The organism is Actinokineospora sp. NPDC004072 (assembly GCF_053604195.1).
The window spans coordinates 140,060-159,296 of the sequence record NZ_JBSGHB010000001.1; the positions used below are offsets into that span (position 1 = coordinate 140,060).

A 19,237-nucleotide genomic window follows, 5' to 3' on the forward strand; every position below is an offset into this window, starting at 1 on the left:
GGGAAGTCCATGTCCATCATGTCCACCGGGTCGAGGCGCCTGCGCCTGGTCGCCGCCGTCCTCACCGCGGGCTTCGCGCTCGCCGCGTGCGGGGGTGGCGGCGGGGCCGCCCAGCCGCCCGCCGAGTCGATTACCGCCCCGACCGCGGCCGCGGGCAACTCCCTGCCGGTGACCGTCGAGCACAAGTACGGCAGCACGACCGTGGAGAAGGCCGACCGGATCGTCACCCTGGGGCTCTCCGACCACGAGATCGTGCTGGCGCTCGGGGTCAAGCCGGTCGGCGTGGTGGACTGGTTCGGCGAGCGGCCCTTCGGCGTGTTCCCGTGGCAGGCCGAGAAGTGGGCGGGCACCCAGCCCGAGATCGTCGGCGTGCGCGACGACTACGACATCGAGAAGATCATCGCCCTGCAGCCCGACCTGATCGTCGCGCAGTACTCGGGCATGTCCAAGGAGCAGTACGACACGCTCTCGGAGCTGTTCGACGTCGTCGCCCAGCCCAAGGACCACGCCGACTACGCCGCCCCGTGGCAGGCCATGACCCGCGCCGTCGGCGCCGCGATGGGCAAGGCCGACCAGGCCGAGGCGCTGATCAAGGGCATCGACGAGAAGTTCGCCGAGGTTCGCGCCGAGCATCCGGAGTTCGCGGGCAAGACCGTCGTGGTCGCCGACGCCTTCCAGCCCGGCACCTACTCCGCCTTCGCCGCGCACGACCCCAAGGTGGTGTTCATGAACGAGATCGGCTTCCAGTCCCCGCAGCGCATCAAGGACGTGCCCAAGGAGAAGAACGTCATCGATGTGAGCTCCGAGGGCCTGGACCTGTTCGAGTCCGACAAGCTCATCTGGCTGACCTCGGACCCGGAGGCGGAGAAGCGCATCAAGGCCGACCCGCTCTACGGCAAGCTCAAGGTCGCCAGCGAGGGCCGCGACCTCTTCGTGCCCTACTCCGACCCGCCGGTCGGCGCCGCGATCTCCTTCAACACCGTCCTGAGCATCCCGTACGCCATCGACAACATGGTGCCGCTGCTCGTCGGCAAGTCCTAACTCGACCTCGCACGTGATCCCCGCCCACTACGGGGGCAGCCCGGCCGAGTCGTGCCGACCAAGCTATCGATCACGTGTTCGACATGTCAAGCGAGTTTCTTAGTCCGAAAGGGACAATGGTGGGGATCTCCGCGGCAGGCCTTCCGCTGACCGGCGCCCAGCTGGGCGTCTGGCAGGCGCAGCGCATCGACCCGGACGGCGCGACCTTCCGGATCGCGGGGGTGCTGGAGATCGCCGCCGACACCGCGGTCGACGTCGACCGCCTGGCCGCCGCGGTGCGCCGGGCGGTCGACGAGACCGAGTGCCTGCACGTGGTGTTCGCCGAGGTCGACGGCGAGCCGCGGCAGTTCCCCACCGCGCCCGCCTGCCCGCTGCCGGTCGTGGACCTGCGCGCCGAGGCCGACCCGCAGGCCGCGGCGCTGGCGTGGGTGGCCGCCGAGCGGGCCCGGCCGCTGGACCTGGCCACCGGGCCGCTGTTCGCCCACGCCCTGCTGCGCCTGGCCGACGGCCTCGTGTGGTGGTACGTCGGCGGCCACCACCTGCTCTACGACGCCACCGGCTCGATGCTGCTGGCCCACCGCGCCGCGGCCCGCTACTCGGGCCGGGAGATCGACCCCGCCCCGTCCTACGCGGCCCTGGTCCACGCCGAGCAGGACTACCTGGCGGGCCCGAAGCACCGCACCGACGCCGACTTCTGGACCGGGGTGATGGCGGGCGTCGGCGAACCCGCCCGCGTCCTGCCCGCCGCCGAGCGCCCGGCCGACCACTCGCACCGGGAAACGGTGTGGCTCGACGCCGAGCGGACGGCGGCCCTGCGCGCGGTCGCGGCCGCCCGCGGCACGCGCCTGTCCCGCCTGCTGATCGCGGGCGTCGCCGCCTACACCCACCGCGTCACCGGCGCGTCGGACATCGTCATCGGCCTGCCGGTCACCGCCCGCCCCGATCCGGTCACCCGCGCGACGCCCGCCATGCTGGCCAACGTCGTTCCGCTGCGGCTGACGGTGACCCCGGACCAGAGCGTCGGTGACCTGCTCGACCACGTGGCCGCCCGCATCAGCGGGGCGCTGCGGCACAGCCGCTTCCGCGGCGAGGAGGTCGCCCGCCTGGTCGACGCGGCCGCGGGCGTGCACGGCCTGGTCGGCCCGTCGGTCAACGTGATCCCCTACCACCCGCCGCTGCGCTTCGACGGCCTGCGCACCACCGTCCGCCCGCTCTGGTACGGCCCGGTCAGCGACCTGAGCGTCTCCGTCTACGACGATCCCGCCGAGGGCACGCCCACCCGCGTCGACCTCGACGCCGACCCGGGGGTCTGCCAGCCGCGGGAGCTGGCGGCCCACGCCGCCCGGCTGGCGGCCGTGCTCGACGCGCTCGCCGAGCCCGATCGCCGCATCGCCGACATCGAGCTGCTCGCCGCCGACGAGCGCGCCCAGGTGCTCGCCTTCGGCGTCGACGAGCACGACTCGCCGGAGGTGACCTGGCCGGAGGCGTTCGAGCTGCAGGCCGCGCGCGACCCGGACGCCGTCGCCGTGGTGTGCGAGGACGTCCGGCTCACCTACGGCGAGCTGGACGCGCGGGCCAACCGGCTGGCCCGGCTGCTGGCCGCGCGCGGCATCGGCGACGAGGACGTCGTGGCCGTCGCCGTGTCCCGCTCGGCCGACCTGGTCGTGGCGCTGCTCGGCGTGCTCAAGTCGGGCGCGGCCTACCTGCCGCTGGATGCCGACCACCCCGTCGACCGGCTGTCCTACATGGTCTCCGACGCCTGCGCCGCCGCCGTCCTCACCGACGGGGAGCTGCCCGACCTGGGCGCCCCGGTGCTGGACCTGGCCGACCTGGCGGGCTTCGACCCGACCCCGCTGGACGTGCCGCGCCGCCTCGACGCCGCCGCCTACGTCATCTACACCTCCGGCTCGACCGGCAGGCCCAAGGGCGTGGTGGTCACCCACGACGGCATCGGCAGCCTGATCACCACCGCCGTCGAGCGGCTGGGCGTGGACCGCGGCAGCCGGGTCGCCCAGTTCGCCTCGGTCGGCTTCGACGTGGCGGTGTGGGACCTGGTCATGGCGCTGGGCACCGGCGCGCGGGTCGTCGTCGTGCCCGTCGAGCGGCGCGTGGCGGGCCCCGAGCTGACGCAGTACCTGGCCGACCACGGCGTCACGCACATGATCCTGCCGCCGTCGCTGGTGGCCGCGCTGCCCGCCGGGTGCGCGCTGCCCGAGGGCGGCGTGCTGGTCGTGGGCACCGAGATGGTGCCCAACGAGCTGATCGCCCGCTGGTCGGACCGCATGCGCGTGGTCGTGGCCTACGGCCTGACCGAGGCGACGGTCAACTCCACGCTCTGGCCCGCGCAGCAGGCGTGGGAAGGCGCCCCGCCGATCGGCGGCCCCGACCCCAACACCCGCTGCTACATCCTGGACTCCGCGCTGCGCCCGGTCCCGGTCGGCGCGGTCGGCGAGCTGTACGTGGGCGGGCGCGGCCTGGCCCGCGGCTACCGCGGCAGGCCCGACCTGACCAGCGCCCGCTTCGTCGCCGACCCCTACGGCCCGCCGGGCGCGCGGATGTACCGCACCGGCGACCGCGCCCGCTGGCGCGCCGACGGCGCCATCGACTTCCTCGGCCGCTCCGACGGCCAGCTCAAGATCCGCGGCCACCGCATCGAGCCGGGCGAGGTGGAGAACGCGCTGATGACCCACCCCGCGGTCGCCGCGGCGGCGATCGCGGTGCGCAAGGACCACCGGGGGACCGACCGGCTCGTCGGCTACGTCGTCGCCGCGGGGGCCACCCCCGCGCAGGTGCGCGCCCACGTCGGCGGGCTGCTGCCCGCGGCGATGGTCCCCTCGGCCGTGGTGCTGCTTGACCGGCTGCCGCTGACGCCCAACGGCAAGACCGACACCGCCGCCCTGCCCGACCCGGACTGGGCCGCAGGCGCCTCCGACGTCGCCCCGCGCACCCCGGCCGAGGCGGTGCTGGCCGACTGCTTCGCCGCCGTGCTCGGCCTGGAGTCGGTCGGCGCGCACGACGGCTTCTTCGACCTCGGCGGCGACAGCATCGTCGCCATGCAGCTGGTCAGCCGGGCCCGCGCGGCCGGGCTGGCCATCACCCCCCGGCAGGTCTTCCAGCACCGGACCGTCGCCGCGCTCGCCGCGGTGGCGACCCCGGTCGAGACCGCGCCGGACGAGTCGGGCGTGGGCGAATCGGGCGTGGGCGAGGTGCCGGTGACGCCGATCGTCGGCTGGCTGCGGAACTTGGGCGCGGCCTCGATCGACCGCTTCCACCAGTCGGTGCGCGTGCGCGTGCCCGCATCGGCCGACCACGCGCGCCTGACGGCCGCCCTGCAGGCGGTGCTCGACCGCCACGACGCGCTGCGCGCGACCCTCATGCCCGACTGGGAGCTGCGCATCGCCCCGGTCGGGGCGGTGCGGGCGCAGGTCGAGGTGTCCGACGAACCGGTCGACGCCGCGGCCGGGCTGGACCCGGCGGGCGGGGTGATGCTGCGGGCGGTCTGGTCGCCCGCGGCGGGCACCCTGCTGCTGGCCGTCCACCACCTCGTGGTCGACGGCGTTTCCTGGCGGATCCTGCTGGAGGACCTGGCCGCCGCCTGGGCTGGCGAGCCGCTGCCCGCCGGGGCGCCGCTGCTGCGCTGGGCGCGCACCCTCACCGAGGCGTCCTTCGAGGACGAGCTGCCGCACTGGCTGGCGATCGAGCCCGACGCGCCGATCGGGGCGCGCGCGCTGGACCCGGCGCTCGACCTGGCGGCCACCGCGCGCCACCGGGAGATCGCCCTCGACGCCGCGACCACCGAGCCGCTGCTGACCACCCTGCCCGCCGCCTACCACCTCGGCACGCACGACGTGCTGCTGACCGCGTTCGCCGCCGCCGTGGCGCGCTGGCGCGGCGGCGGGTCGCGGGTGCTGGTCGACGTCGAGGGGCACGGCCGCGAGCCGATCGCGGGCGTGGAGCTGGACACCACCCGCACGGTCGGCTGGTTCACCAGCGTGCACCCGGTCGCGCTGGACCCGGGCGCGCTCGACTGGGCCGAGTTCGCCGCGGGCGGGCCGGTCGCCGGGCGGGCGCTGGCCGCGGTCAAGGAGCAGCTGCGCGCCGTCCCCGGGCACGGGCTCGGCTACGGCGTGCTGCGCCACCTGCGCGGGCAGGACCTGCCGCAGGCCCACTACCTGGTCAACTACCTCGGCCGCCTCCCGGCGACCGGCGGCGACTGGACCCCGGACGGGCCGCTGGGCGCCGGACCGGACCCGGCGATGCCGCTGGGCCACGCCGTCGAGCTGAACGCCGCGGTCGCAGGCGAGCGGCTGACCGCGACCCTGTCCTGGGCGGCCGGGGTCCTCACCGACGCCGAGGCCGCCGAACTGGCCGAGCACTGGCTGACCGCGCTGCGCGGGCTCGCCGCGCACGCCGCCCGCCCCGGCATCGGCGGGCACACCCCGTCGGACTTCCCGCTGGCCGGGCTCGACCAGTCCGGTGTGGACGAGCTGGCCGGGCCGGGGGTGGTCGACATCCTCCCGGTCACCCCCGCCCAGCGCGGCATCTACTTCCACTCGGCGACGACCGCCGACGACGTCTACACCGTCCAGCAGGTCATCGAGCTGGCCGAGCCGGTCGACCCGGGCGCGCTCGGCGCCGCGGTCACCGCGCTGGTCGCCCGGCACGCGCCGCTGCGCACCGGGTTCGTCCGCGCGGGCGACGGCCGGGTGCGGCAGGTCGTGGCCGCGCCCATGCCGATCCCGGTCAGCGCGGTCGACGCCGACCCCGCCGCCTTCGCCGCCCGGGAGAAGGCCGCCGGGTTCGACCTGGCCACCCCGCCGCTGCTGCGCTGCGCGCTGGTCGGCGGCCGGACGGTCGTGCTCACCCTGCACCACATCGTCGCCGACGGCTGGTCGGTCCCGCTGATGCTGCGCGACCTGCTGGCCCTGCTGCGCGGCGCGGCGCTGCCGCCGGTCGCGCCCTACCGCGACCACATCGCCTGGCTCGCCGCCCAGGACGCCGAGGCCACCCGCGCGGCGTGGCGCTCGGCGCTGGCAGGCGCGGAGCCGACGCTCCTGGTCGACCCGGGGCCGCCGTCCGGGCGGACGCGGGCGGTCGACGTGCCGCTGTCGGCGCCTGCCGCGGTGCTGGCCGCCGCGCGCGAGCTGGGCCTGACCGCGAGCACGGTCGTGCACGGCGCGTGGGGCCTGCTCCTGGCCGCCGAGACCGGCAGGCCGGACGTCGTGCTGGGCAGCACGGTGTCCGGGCGGAACACGCCGGTGCCGGGGGTGGCCGACATGGTGGGCCTGTTCATCAACACCGTGCCCGTGCGGGTGCGCGCCGCGGCGGGGGAGACGCTGGCCGCGGTGCTGACCCGGCTGCAGGACGAGCAGTCCGCGCTGATCGAGCACCAGCACCACGGCCTCGGCGACATCCAGCGGGAGACCGGCGAGCTGTTCGACACCCTCGTGGTCGTCGAGAACTACCCGGTCGACCCCGAATCGCTGCGCGCGGCCGGGATCGCCGACGTGCAGGTGCACGACGCCACCCACTACCCGGTGTCGCTGATGGCGGTCCCGGACCCCGCGCGCGGGCTCGTGCTGACGCTGGAGCACGACCCGGCGCGCGTCGGCGTGCGCGCCGCCGACGGGCTGGCCGCCCGCCTGGGGCTGCTGCTGGACACCTTCGCCGCCGACGCGGCCACCCCGGTCGCCGCCGTGCCGCGCACGGCGGACCCGGCGAGCGGCACGCTGGCGGGCGCGGTCGTCCCGCTGCCCGAGGAGTCCATCGTGGACATGGTCGCCCGGGTCGTCGCGGCGACGCCCGACGCGATCGCCGTGCAGGGCGACGGCGGCGCGCTGTCCTACCGCGAGCTGGACGAGCGCTCGGACGCGGTCGCGGGCGCGCTGCTGGAGCGGGGCGTGGTCCCCGGCGACGTGGTGGCGGTGGAGCTGCCGCGATCCCCGGAGTGGGTCGTGGCGCTGCTGGGCGTGCTCAAGACCGGCGCCGCCTACCTGCCCGTCGACGGCGACCTGCCCGCCGAGCGGCGGGAGTTCCTGCTGGCCGACTCCCGCGCCCGCGTCGTCATCGACGCCGGGTTCACGCCGCGCCCGGGTTCCGCGGGCATCCGCCCGCACCCCGACCACGGCGCCTACGTGATCTACACCTCCGGGTCCACGGGCAGGCCCAAGGGCGTGGAGGTGACCCACCGCGCGGTGGTCAACCAGCTCGCCTGGCTGGAGGGCGCCTTCGGCCTCGCGCCGGGCGACCGCGTGCTGCAGAAGGCCCCCGGCGGCTTCGACGTCGCCGTGTGGGAGCTGTTCTGGCCGCTGGTGCGCGGGGCGACGGTGGTGCTGGCCCGCCCCGGCGGCCACCGCGACCCCGCCTACCTCGCCGAGCTGATCCGCCGCGAGCGGATCACGGCGGTGGAGTTCGTGCCGTCGCTGCTGGCGGCTTTCCTCGACGGCGACCCCGGTCCGCTGCCCGGCCTGCGCCTGGTCTTCAGCGGCGGTGAGGCCCTCCCCGGCGAGCTGGCCCGCCGCTGGGTCGACACCACCGGCATCCCGTTGCACAACATGTACGGGCCGACGGAGACGACCATCGGCGTCACCAGCCACACCTTCGCCGAGGACGCGCCGCAGGTGCCCATCGGCGGCCCGGTGTGGAACACGACCCTGCACGTGCTGGACGCCTGCCTGCGCCCGGTGCCCCCGGGCACGCCCGGGGAGCTGTACGTCGCGGGCGTGCAGCTCGCGCGCGGCTACCTCGGGCAGCCCGCGCTCACCGCGGCCCGGTTCGTGGCCGACCCCTTCGCCGCCGACGGCTCCCGGCTGTACCGCACCGGCGATGTCGTCGTGCGCGGCGACGACGGCGCGCTGACCTACCTGGGCCGCACCGACGACCAGGTCAAGATCCGCGGCAACCGGGTCGAGCTGGGCGAGGTGGAGGCCCGCGTGGCCGCCCTGCCCGGCGTCGCCCGCGCCGCGGCCGCGGCCCGCGGCGGCAGGCTCGTCGCCTGGGTCGTCCCGTCCGGCCGCGACCTCGACGTGCGCGCCTTGGCGGCCGCGGCGGGGGAGCGGCTGCCCTCGGCCCTGGTGCCCTCGGCGTTCGTGGTCGTCGACGACTTCCCGGTGACCGCGGCGGGCAAGCTCGACCGCGCCGCCTTGCCGGAGCCCGCGGCGCGCCCCGCCCCGGTGCCCCAGCCGTCGCGCAGCGCTCCCACCAGCGCAGTTCAGATGCTGTGCGAGGTGTTCTCCGAAGTCCTCAACGTCGCCTCCGTCGAGGCCGACGACGATTTCTTCATCCTTGGCGGCGACAGCATCCTGTCCATGTCCGTCTCGACGCAGGCGCGTCGACGCGGGCTGGACGTCAGCCCCACCGACGTCTTCACCCACCGCACCCCGGCCGCCTTGGCCGCGCGCCTGCCCGAAGCACCCCCGGCGCCCGCGCCGGTCGCCGACTCCGACGGCGTCGGCGACGTGCCGCCGCTGCCGATCGTGCACCAGCTCCGCGAGGACGGCGGCGGGATCGACCGCTTCACCCTCCCCGTCCTGGTCCGCACCCCCGCCGACGCCACGCTGGAGCGGCTCACCCGCGCCCTCGACGCGCTGATCGCCACCCACGACGCCCTGCGCCTGCGGCTGACCCGCATCGCCTCGGTGCTGTGGACGCAGGAGATCACCGCGTCGGCGCAGGCCGAGATCACCCGCGTCGACGCCCGCGGCCTCGGCGACGCCGACCTGCGCGCCCTGATCGCCGCCGAGGCCGACGCCGCCGCTGGCAGGCTCGCCCCCGACGCCGGGGTGGTCCTGCAGGCGGTCTGGTTCGACCGCGGCAACCAGCCCGGCAGGCTCGCGCTCATCGCCCACCACCTCGTGGTCGACGGGGTGTCCTGGCGCGTGCTGCTCGGCGACCTCGCCCGCGCGTACGCGGGGCTGCCGCTGGAGCCGGTGCCGACCTCGCTGCGCCGCTTCGCCCGCATCGCCCACGAGCAGGCCGCCAGCCCCGCCCGGCTCGGCGAGCTGGCCCACTGGGCCGAGACCCTCGCCCCCGGCGCCGACCTCGTCCCCGCGCACACCCCGGCGACCGCGGCCGAGGCCGCGGTCCACCGGGTGGCGCTGTCCGTCGAGGACACGCTGCCGCTGCTGACCACCGTCCCCGCGGCCGCCGACGCCGATGTCACCGAGGTGCTGCTCGCCGCCCTGCGGGTGGCGGTGCGCCGCTGGCAGCAGGCCCCCACCGACGACCTGTTGGTCGACCTCGAACGCCACGGCCGTGAACCCCTCGACGGGGTGGACCTGTCCCGCACGGTCGGCTGGTTCACCAGCGTCCAGCCGGTCCGCCTCCCGGCGGCCGGCACCGCGGCGGCCACCCTCGACCTGGTGCGCGCCGCCGTCCGGGCCGCGCCCGACCACGGCATCGGCCACGGCCTGCTGCGCCACCTCAACGCCCAGGCCGCGCCGGTGCTGGCCCGCATGGCCCGCGCCCAGGTGCTGTTCAACTACTACGGCCGCTTCGCCGCAGGCCACGACGCCGACTTCGCACCCGCGCCCGAACCGCTGGTCATCCACCCCGACGCCGACCTCGCCCTGCCCTACGCGCTGCAGGTCGACGCGGTCTGCGACGACACCCCCGACGGCCCGGCCCTCACCGCGGCCTTCACCCGCGGCCCGAGCCTGCCTGCCGCCGACGCCGCCGCCATCGCCGAGGGCTGGATCGCCGCGCTCAAGGAGCTGTCGGCGCAGGTCAAGCCGCGCGCGCTGATCGAGCTCACCGACGCCGAGGTCGAGCGGGTCACCGCCCGCGGGGACGTCGAGGACATCTGGCCGCTGTCGCCGCTGCAGGAGGGCCTGTACTTCCACGCGGGCTACGACCAGGGCGACATCGACGTCTACACCGCCCAGGACTGCTACGACTTCGCCACCCCGATCGACGTCGACCGGCTCAAGGCCGCGCTGCGCGCCTTGGCCCGCCGCCACCCCAGCGTCCGGGTCGGGTTCACCAGCGACGGGCTGTCCCGGCCGGTGCAGTTCGTCGCAGCCGACCCGCAGATCCCGGTCACCGAGATCACCACCGACGAGGCGGGGCTGGACCGCATCCTCGCCGAGGACCGCACCACCCGCTTCGACCTGGCCAGCCCGCCGCTGCTGCGGGTGCTGGTGCTGCGCCTGCCCGACCGCGACCGCCTGGTCGTCAGCCACCACCTGCTGCTGTGGGACGGCTGGTCGGCCGGGATCTTCACCAGCCAGCTGCTGGCCCTCTACCGCGACCCGCACGCCGACCTGCCCCCGGCAGGCACCTACCGCGACTACCTGGCCTGGCTCGCCGAGCAGGACGAGCGCTCGGCCCGCGAGGCGTGGAAGGCCGCGCTCGCCGGGCTGGCGGAGCCCACCCTGGTCGCCCCCGACCCCGGCCACCCGGCGGTCCCGCGGCAGCGCCGGATCGCGCTGTCCGAAGCGGACACCCGGCGGCTGCGGGAGGCGGCCAGGGCCAACGGCGTCACCCTCAACACCCTGCTCAGCGCGGCGTGGGCGCTCACCCTCACCGCCGAGACCGGCCGCGACGACGTCGTCTTCGGCACCACCGTCGCGGGCAGGCCCGCCAGCGTGGCGCATGTCGAGACCGTCATCGGCATGTTCCTCAACACCGTCCCGCACCGGGTCGCGCTGCGCCCGGACGAGTCGGTCGCCGCCCTGCTGCGCCGGATGCAGGACGAGCGCACCGCGCTCATGGCCCACGACTACCTCGGCCTGGGCGAGATCCAGCGCGAGGCGGGCCACGACCGGCTCTTCGACACCCTCTACGTGCTGCAGAACTTCGCCGACGAGGACGCCTCCGCCGCGCTCATGGCCGAGCACGGCATCACCGCGGGCACCGGGGTCGACGCGACCCACTACCCGCTGACCGTCGTCATCACCCCCGGCACGGCGATCAAGGTCAAGCTCGACCACCGCCCCGACCTGATCGACGACGAGCGCGCCGAGGCGATCCTGACCCGGTTCGCCACCATCGCGGGCAGGCTCGCCGAGCAGCCGGGCGCCCTCGTCGGCGCGATGGACCTGCTGCTGGAGCGCGAACGCGCCGAGCTGGCCGCCGAATGGGGGGCCAGCGCCAACCCGGTGGTCGACAAGACCATCGCCCAGCTCTTGGCCGAGCAGGCCGGGCGCACTCCGGACGCCACCGCGCTGGTCTTCGGCGAGCAGCGCCTGACCTACGCCGAGCTCGACGCCCGCATCAACCGGCTCGCCCGCCTGCTCATCGAGCGCGGCGCGGGGCCGGAGCAGGTGGTGGCGCTCGCGCTGCCGCGGTCGGTGGAGATGGTCGTCGCCCTGTTCGCCGTGCTGCGCACGGGCGCTGCCTACCTGCCGCTGGACCTCGACCACCCGGTCGACCGGCTCCAGCTGATGATCGACGACACCCGCCCGCTATGCCTGCTGACCACCTCGGCGCAGCGCTTCACCGCCGACACCGTGTGCCTGGACCAGGTGGACCTCGACGCCTACGACCCCGGCCCGGTCGAGGTCGCGCCGTTCAGCCTCGACCACCCGGCCTACGTCATCTACACCTCCGGGTCCACCGGCCGCCCCAAGGGCGTCGTCACCCCCTACCGGGGCCTGACGAACATGCAGCTCAACCACCAGGAGGCGATCTTCGGCCCGGCCATCGCGGCCGCGGGCGGGCGCAGGCTGCGCATCGCCCACACCGTGTCCTTCGCCTTCGACATGTCGTGGGAGGAGCTGCTCTGGCTGGTCGAGGGCCACGAGGTGCACGTCTGCGACGAGGACCTGCGCCGCGACGCCGAAGCGCTGGTCGCCTACTGCCAGGCCCACCGCGTCGACGTGGTGAACGTGACCCCGACCTACGCCGCGCTGCTCATCGAGCAGGGCCTGCTGCGCGGGCACGTGCCGCCGCTGGTCCTGCTCGGCGGCGAGGCCGTGGCGGACTCGGTGTGGACGGCGCTGCGCGACACCGACGGGACCTACGGCTACAACCTGTACGGCCCGACCGAGTACACGATCAACACCCTCGGGGCGTCCACGGAGGACAGCGAGACCCCGGCCGTCGGGCGGCCCATCTGGAACACCCGCGCCTACGTCCTCGACCCGCACCTGCGGCCCGTGCCGCCGGGCACCCCGGGTGAGCTGCACATCGCGGGCATCGGCCTGGCCCGCGGCTACCACGACCGCCCCGCCCTGACCGCCGCCCGGTTCGTGGCCGACCCGTTCGGCGCGCCCGGCGACCGCATGTACCGCACCGGCGACCTCGTGCGGGCCCGCCGCGACGGCATCATCGACTTCCTCGGCCGCACCGACGACCAGGTGAAGATCCGCGGCTACCGGGTCGAGCTGGGCGAGGTCACCTCGGCGGTCAGCGCCCACCCGGCGGTCGCCCACGCCGCCGTGGTCGCCACCGGCGAGGTCAAGAAGCTGGTCGCCTACGTCGTGTGGGCGGGGCAGGAGCGCCCCGACGAGCTGCGCGCCCACCTGCGGACCCGGCTGCCGGACTACATGGTCCCCGCCGCGATCATGGCCGTCGAGCGCATCCCGCTGACCGTCAACGGCAAGCTCGACGTCCGCGCCCTGCCCGCCCCGCGGGTCGAGGCCGCCGCGGCCGGGCGCGAGCCCGCCACCGAAGCCGAGCGCGTGCTCTGCCAGCTGTTCGCCGAGGTGCTCGGCGTGCCGCGCGTCGGGCCGCTGGACAACTTCTTCGAGCTGGGCGGGCACTCGCTGCTGGCCACCCGGGTGATCAGCCGCGCGCGCACCGCCCTGGGCGCGGAGCTGGCCATCCGCGACCTGTTCGAGGCGCCCACCCCGGAGGAGCTGGCGGTGCGCGCGGGGCGCACGGGCGAGACCCGGCCCGCCCCGGTCGCCGCCGCGCGCCCGGCGCGGCTGCCGCTCTCGCCTGCGCAGCGGCGGCTGTGGCTGCTCCAGCAGTGGGAGGCGGGCTCGCCCGCCTACAACTTCCCGCTGGCGCTGCGGCTGCGCGGCCCGCTGCACGTGCCCGCCTTCCGCGCCGCCGTCCGCGACGTGGTGGGCAGGCACGAGGCGCTGCGCACCCGCGTCGAGGTGCACGAGGGCGTGCCCTACCAGCACATCGTGCCCGCGGCCGCCGCCGACCCGGCCTTCGAGCTGGCCCGCGTCGACGACCTGGCCGCCTTCGTCCAGGAGCGCGTGGACCGGCCCTTCGACCTCGCCGCCGAGCTGCCCATCCGGGTGTCGGTGGGCCGCATCGGGCCCGACGACCACGTGGTCGTGGTGCTGCTGCACCACATCACCACCGACGAGTGGTCCGACCTGCCGTTCCTGCGCGACCTCAGCCACGCCTACACCGCCCGCGCCGCGGGCCGGACCCCGCAGTGGACGCCGCTGCCGCTGCAGTACGCCGACTACACCCTCTGGCAGCACCGCCTGCTCGGCGACCCGGCCGACCCGACGAGCCTGGCCGCCCGCCAGCTCGACTTCTGGCACCGCGCCCTCGACGGCGCGCCCGAGGACCTGGAGCTGCCCGCCGACCGCGGCAGGCCTGCCCGGCCGACGTTCACCGGGGGCGAGGTCGACTTCGCGCTCTCGGCCGCCGGGCTGCGCGCGATCGCCGCCGACACCGGCGCCAGCATGTTCATGGTCCTGCACGCCGCCGTCGCCGCGCTGCTGCACCGGCTCGGCGCGGGCACCGACATCCCGCTGGGCGCGCCGGTGGCAGGCCGCACCGACGACGCCTTCGACGACCTCATCGGGTTCTTCGTCAACACCCTGGTGCTGCGCGCCGACGTCTCCGGCGACCCGCGCTTCACCGAGCTGGTCGGCCGCGTCCGGGAGACCGCGCTGGCCGCGCTGGAGAACCAGGACGTGCCGTTCGAGGCGGTCGTGGAGAAGGTCAACCCGGCCCGCTCGCCCGCCCGCAACCCGCTGTTCCAGGTGATGGTCGGCTACCACGCCCGCACCGGCGACGGGCCGCGGCTGGGCGGCATGCGCGCGGAGTGGGTCGACCACGAGACCCGCGGGGCCAAGTTCGACCTGGTCTTCAGCTTCACCGACCAGCTCGACGCCGACAGCCTGCACTGCCGCCTGGAGTTCGCCCGCGACCGCTTCGACCCCGCCACCGCCGCCCGCCTGGCCGAGCGGCTGCGCGGCCTGCTCGACGCGGCCGCAGCCGACCCCGGCATCCGCGTCAGCGCGCTGGACGTGGTCACCGACGCCGAGCGCAAGCAGGTCGTCGACCTGTTCAACGCCACCGACCGGGTCGTCCCGGCCCTGACCCTGCCCGAGCTGTTCGCCCGCTGCGTGGCCGACGGCCCGGCCAAGACCGCGGTCGTGGACGGCTCCGGGGTCACCGACTACGCCACCCTCGACGCCGAGTCCGACCGCATCGCCGCGCTGCTGGCCGCGGGCGGCGTCGGGGAGGGCGCGGTCGTCGCCATCGCCGTGCCGCGCTCGGCCCGCATGGTCGCCACCGTGCTCGCGGTGCTCAAGCTGGGCGCGGCCTACCTGCCGCTGGACCTGGCCCACCCGGCCGACCGCATCGCCTACATGCTCGCCGACTCCGGCGCGGCGGCGATGGTCGCCACCGCGGCCGAGGCCGCGCGCGTGCCCGAGGTGGGCGGTGTGCGGCGGATCGTGGTGGACCACGTGCCCGACGCACCGGCCCCGGCCTACCCGGAGCTGACGCTGGCGCACCCGGCGTACGTGATCTACACCTCCGGGTCGACCGGCAGGCCCAAGGGCGTCGTCGTCCCGCACGACGGCATCGCCAGCCTGGCCGCGACCGCGCTCGACCGCATGCGCCTGACCCCGGACGCCCGGGTGCTCCAGTTCGCCTCCGTCGGGTTCGACGTGGCGGTGTTCGAGCTGGTCATGGCGCTGACCGTCGGGGGAGCGCTGGTGTTCTGCCCGGCCGAGGCGCGGGTGGCCGGACCGGCGCTGACCGACTTCCTCGCCGCCCAGCGGATCACCCACATGATCCTGCCGCCGTCGCTGGTGGCCGCGCTGCCCGCTGACTGCGAGCTGCCCGCGGGGTCGACGATCCTGGTCGGCACCGAGGTCGTCCCGCCCGCGGTCATGGAGCGCTGGGCAGGCAAGGTCAACATCCTGTGCGCGTACGGGCTGACCGAGGCCACGGTCAACTCGACGCTGTGGCAGGCCGAGCCGGGCTGGACCGGCGCGGTCCCGATCGGCGTCCCCGACCCCAACACCCGCTGCTACATCCTCGACGAGTACCTGCGGCCGGTGCCGCCCGGCGTCGTCGGCGAGCTGTACGTCGGCGGGCGCGGCCTGGCCCTGGGCTACCTGGGCAAGCCGGGGATGACCGCGGGCCGGTTCGTGCCGAGCCCGTTCGGCCCGCCCGGGGCGCGGGTCTACCGCACCGGCGACCGGGCCCGCTGGCGCGCCGACGGCAACATCGACTTCCTGGGCCGGGCCGACGACCAGGTCAAGGTGCGCGGCTTCCGGGTCGAGCTCGGCGAGATCGAGGCCGCCCTCGCCGCCGACCCGGCGGTCAAGCAGGCCGTGGTCGTGCCCGACCGCGACGGCGACATCGTGCGCCTGGCCGGGTACGTCGTGCCCGCCGACGGCGCGACCCCCGACCCGGCTGCCCTGCGCGCCGCGGTGGCCGACGCGCTGCCGGAGTACATGGTCCCGGCGGTCGTGCTGGTCCTCGACGGCCCGCTGCCGCTGACCCCCAACGGCAAGCTCGACCGGCGGCGGCTGCCCAAGCCCGACTTCGCCGCGCTCGCGGGCGCCGACGCCCCGACCACCCCGCAGCAGGCGGCGCTGGCCGCGCTGTTCGCCGAGGTCCTGGGCCTGCCCCGGGTCGGCGTCCGGGACGGGTTCTTCGACCTGGGCGGGCATTCGATGGCCGCGATGCGCCTGCTCAGCCGCATCCGCGCCACCTTGGGCGTCGACCTGTCCATCCGGGACGTGTTCGACGCGCCCTCGGTGGCCGCGCTGGCCGAACGCCTCGCGGGCGCCACCGCGGCCCGCCCGCCGCTGGTGGCCACCGGCATCACCGGGCCGCGCCCGCTGGCTCCGGTCCAGCGGCTGCACCTGGGCGGCGACCGCTACGACCACACGCTGCTGCTGCGCCTGCCCGAGCCGTTCGACGTGCCCGCGCTGCGCGCCGCGCTGGCCGACGTCGCCGCCCGGCACGCGCCGCTGCGCACCTCTGTGGACGCCACCGGCCAGACCCCGTGCGACCCGCCCGAGCTGGAGATCGCGCTCGGCGCGGACCCCGCCGCGACGGCGCGCGCGGCGGTGACGACGCCGTGGCGGCCGGTCCTGGTCGCCGAGGACGCGCTGCTGCTCCTGCTGCGCTACACCGTCGTCGACGAGTGGTCGGTCGTCCCGCTGGTCCGCGACGTGGGCACCGCCTACACCGCCCGCCGATCCGGCTCCGCCCCCGCGTGGGCGCCGCTGCCGGTGTCCTATGGGGACTACACCGACTGGGCGCTGCGCGTGGCCGCCGACCCGGCCCAGCTGGCGTACTGGCGCCGGGAGCTGGCCGGGCTGCCCGACGCCGGGCTGGCGACCGGGCAGCGGCGGGGCAGCGGGGACGCCGTGGCCTTCGCGCTGCCCGCGGACCTGCGCGCCGACCTCGACCGGCTGGCCGCGGCCACCGGCACGAGCCTGTTCATGCTGCTGCACACCGCCTTCGCCACCCTGGCCGCCCGCCACGGCGCGGGCACCGACCTGGGCATCACCGCCCAGGTCGCCGGGCGCGGCGACGACCAGCTGCTCGACCTGGTGGGCTCCTTCGCCAACCACGTCGTGCTGCGCGTGGACGCCGCCGGGGACTTCCCGGACGTGCTGGCCCGGGTCCGCGCGGCCACGCTGCGGGCGCTGGAGCACCAGGACGTGCCGCTGACCGACGTCCTGGCCGACCTGGGCCTGCCCCGGCCGCGGCTGGCCGTGGTGCACCACGAGCAGACCGTGCTCGGCGGCGAGGCGGGCGCGCGGGTCGACGCCCTGCCCACCGGCGTGGTGCACGCCGACCTCACCCTCAGCGGCTACGAGACCCCGGCGGGCCAGCCCGTGCCCTGCTACCTGGAGTACGCCGACGACCTGTTCGACCGCACGACGGTCGAGGGCTGGTCGCGCGAACTCCTGCGGATCTTGCGCCGGGCCGCGGGCAGGGAAGGCTAGGCTAACCACATGGCGGTCCTGTCCCCACCGGCCAAACGGGCCGACGCGGCGCGCGTCGCCGGGCTGCTCATCGCCCTGGGCGTGCTCGTGCTCGTCGTCGGCCTGAGCGTGTGGGTGGGGCTCAAGGACATCCCGTTCGCCACCGTGCTCGCCGCCCTGTTCGACGGCGGCGACAGCACCGCCGCGGTCACCATCCGCGAGGTGCGGCTGCCGCGCGCGCTGCTCGGCGTCCTGGTCGGCGCGGCGCTCGGCCTGGCAGGCGCGGTCATGCAGGCGCTGACCCGCAACCCGCTGGCCGACCCCGGCCTGCTCGGCGTCACGATGGGCGCCTCGACCTCGGTCGTGCTGGCCATCGCCGTCTTCGGGGTCGGCAGCGTCCTCGGACACGTGTGGTTCGGCCTCGTCGGCGCGGCCCTCGCCGCGCTGCTGGTCTACGCCCTCGGCGCGGTCGGCAGGCAGGTCGCCAGCCCCGACCGGCTGGTCCTGGCAGGCGCGGCGGTGACGGCGGTGCTGCTGGCCGTCAACTCCGCGATCCTGCTGCTGGACCCGCAGGCGTTCAACCAGTTCCGGTTTTGGAACGTCGGCTCGCTGGCCGGGCGCGAGGTCGGCGTGCTGCCGGTCGTCGCCTGGTTCCTGGTGCCCGGGATCGCGCTGGCGGTGCTCATGGGCCGCTCGCTCAACGCCCTGGCCCTCGGCGACGCCGCCGGGCGCGGCCTGGGCGCCAACGTCGGCCGCATCCGGCTGGTCGGCGTGGTGGCGATCATGGTCCTGTGCGGGGCGGCCACCGCGGCCGTCGGGCCGCTGGTCTTCGTCGGGCTGGTGGTGCCGCTGGTCGCCCGGCTCATCGTCGGCGTCGACCAGCGGTGGGTGCTGGCCTACTCCGCCGTCCTCGCCCCCATCCTGCTGGTGGCCGCCGACATCGTGGGCAGGCTCGTCGTGCAGCCCTCCGAGTTGCAGGTCGGGATCGTGACCGCGGTGCTGGGCGCGCCGGTGTTCATCGCGCTGTGCCTGCGCAAGCGGGTGGGCCAGTGGTGAGCGGGCGGGTCACCTCCGGGGTGATCGTCGAGGGCTTCGGCGTCAGCCTGCGCATCGCGCCCCGCGCGCTGGTCGTCACCGCGGTGCTGGCCGGGCTCGCCGCGGTCGTCTCGGTGCTGTCCATGACCGTGGGCAACGTCCCGCTCAGCCCCGGCGAGGTCGTCGCGGCGCTGTTCGGCGACGGCACGCCCGTCTCCGAGACCGTCGTGCTCAAGCTGCGGCTGCCCCGCGCCCTGACCGCGCTGCTGGCGGGCGCTGCGCTCGCGGCCAGCGGCGCGCTGCTGCAGAGCATCACCCGCAACGTCCTGGGCAGCCCCGACTTCATCGGCATCACCACCGGCTCGGCCACCGGCGCGCTCATCACGATCCTGCTGCTCGGCGGCGGCCTGCACCAGACCTCCATCGGCGCGCTCGTCGGCGGACTGGCCACCGCCGCGGTGATGTACGCGCTGGTGCTGCGCCGGGGCATGCAGGGCTTCCGGTTCGTGCTCGTCGGTGTGGGCGTCTCCGCGCTGCTGCTCGCGCTCAACCACTACCTGATCACCCGCGCCACCCTCTACGACGCCGTGGCCGCCCAGGAGTGGCTGACCGGCAGCCTCAACCTGCGCACCTGGCCGCAGGTGGTCGCCGTCGCCATCGCCGTCGCGCTGCTGCTGCCGCTGGGCGCGGCGTGGTCGCGCAGGCTCACCGCGATGGAGATGGGCGACCCGCTCGCGGGCGCGCTCGGCGTGCCCGTCGTGCCCACCCGGCTCGCGCTGATCGCCGCGTCGACCGGCCTGGCCGCCGTCGCCACCGCCGCCACCGGCCCGATCGCCTTCGTCGCGCTCGCCGCGCCGCAGCTGGCCCGCGCCCTGGTGCGGGCCACCGGGCCCGCCGTGCTGACCTCCGCGCTCATGGGCGCGGTGCTGCTGGGCGCCAGCGACTTCGCCGTCCAGCGGATCTTCGGCTCCGCCCAACTGCCCGTCGGCATCGTGACCAGCGCCGTCGGCGGGCTCTACCTGGCCTGGCTGCTCGCCGCGCGCTGGCGCGGCCGGACCTAGAGGAGACCC

The 19,237-nt window shown here is 75.9% G+C and carries 4 protein-coding genes; all 4 read left to right on the forward strand.

Annotation, left to right across the window (positions count from 1 at the left end):
• Positions 1–9: 9 nt before the first annotated feature.
• The 4 genes from ACWEPX_RS00645 to ACWEPX_RS00660 all read left to right on the forward strand — a co-directional run bounded on the left by ACWEPX_RS00645 (position 10) and on the right by ACWEPX_RS00660 (position 19,228).
• Entirely contained in the window at positions 10–1,041 is a 1,032-nt protein-coding gene (locus tag ACWEPX_RS00645; RefSeq protein ID WP_451894932.1) for an iron-siderophore ABC transporter substrate-binding protein, read from the forward strand.
• A gap of 119 nt (positions 1,042–1,160) precedes the next feature.
• Positions 1,161–17,153 (forward strand): amino acid adenylation domain-containing protein, encoded by a 15,993-nt coding sequence (locus ACWEPX_RS00650; protein ID WP_451894933.1) that lies wholly within the window; start codon positions 1,161–1,163, stop codon positions 17,151–17,153.
• A 9-nt stretch (positions 17,154–17,162) separates the two neighbouring features.
• Positions 17,163–18,188: a FecCD family ABC transporter permease gene (locus ACWEPX_RS00655; RefSeq protein ID WP_451894934.1), complete on the forward strand. Its 1,026-nt coding sequence runs from the start codon at positions 17,163–17,165 to the stop codon at positions 18,186–18,188.
• Positions 18,185–19,228 carry a FecCD family ABC transporter permease gene (locus tag ACWEPX_RS00660; protein WP_451894935.1) on the forward strand — a complete coding sequence of 348 codons (1,044 nt, stop codon included), beginning with the start codon at positions 18,185–18,187 and terminating at the stop codon, positions 19,226–19,228. The genes ACWEPX_RS00655 and ACWEPX_RS00660 overlap by 4 nt, the downstream gene beginning before the upstream one ends.
• Positions 19,229–19,237 lie beyond the last annotated feature (9 nt).

What these genes read in the sequence shown, in the direction of transcription:
- ACWEPX_RS00645 (WP_451894932.1), top strand. Translation starts at nt 10, where the DNA reads ATGTCCATCATGTCCACCGGGTCGAGGCGCCTGCGCCTGGTCGCCGCC.
- ACWEPX_RS00655 (WP_451894934.1), top strand. Translation starts at nt 17,163, where the DNA reads ATGGCGGTCCTGTCCCCACCGGCCAAACGGGCCGACGCGGCGCGCGTC.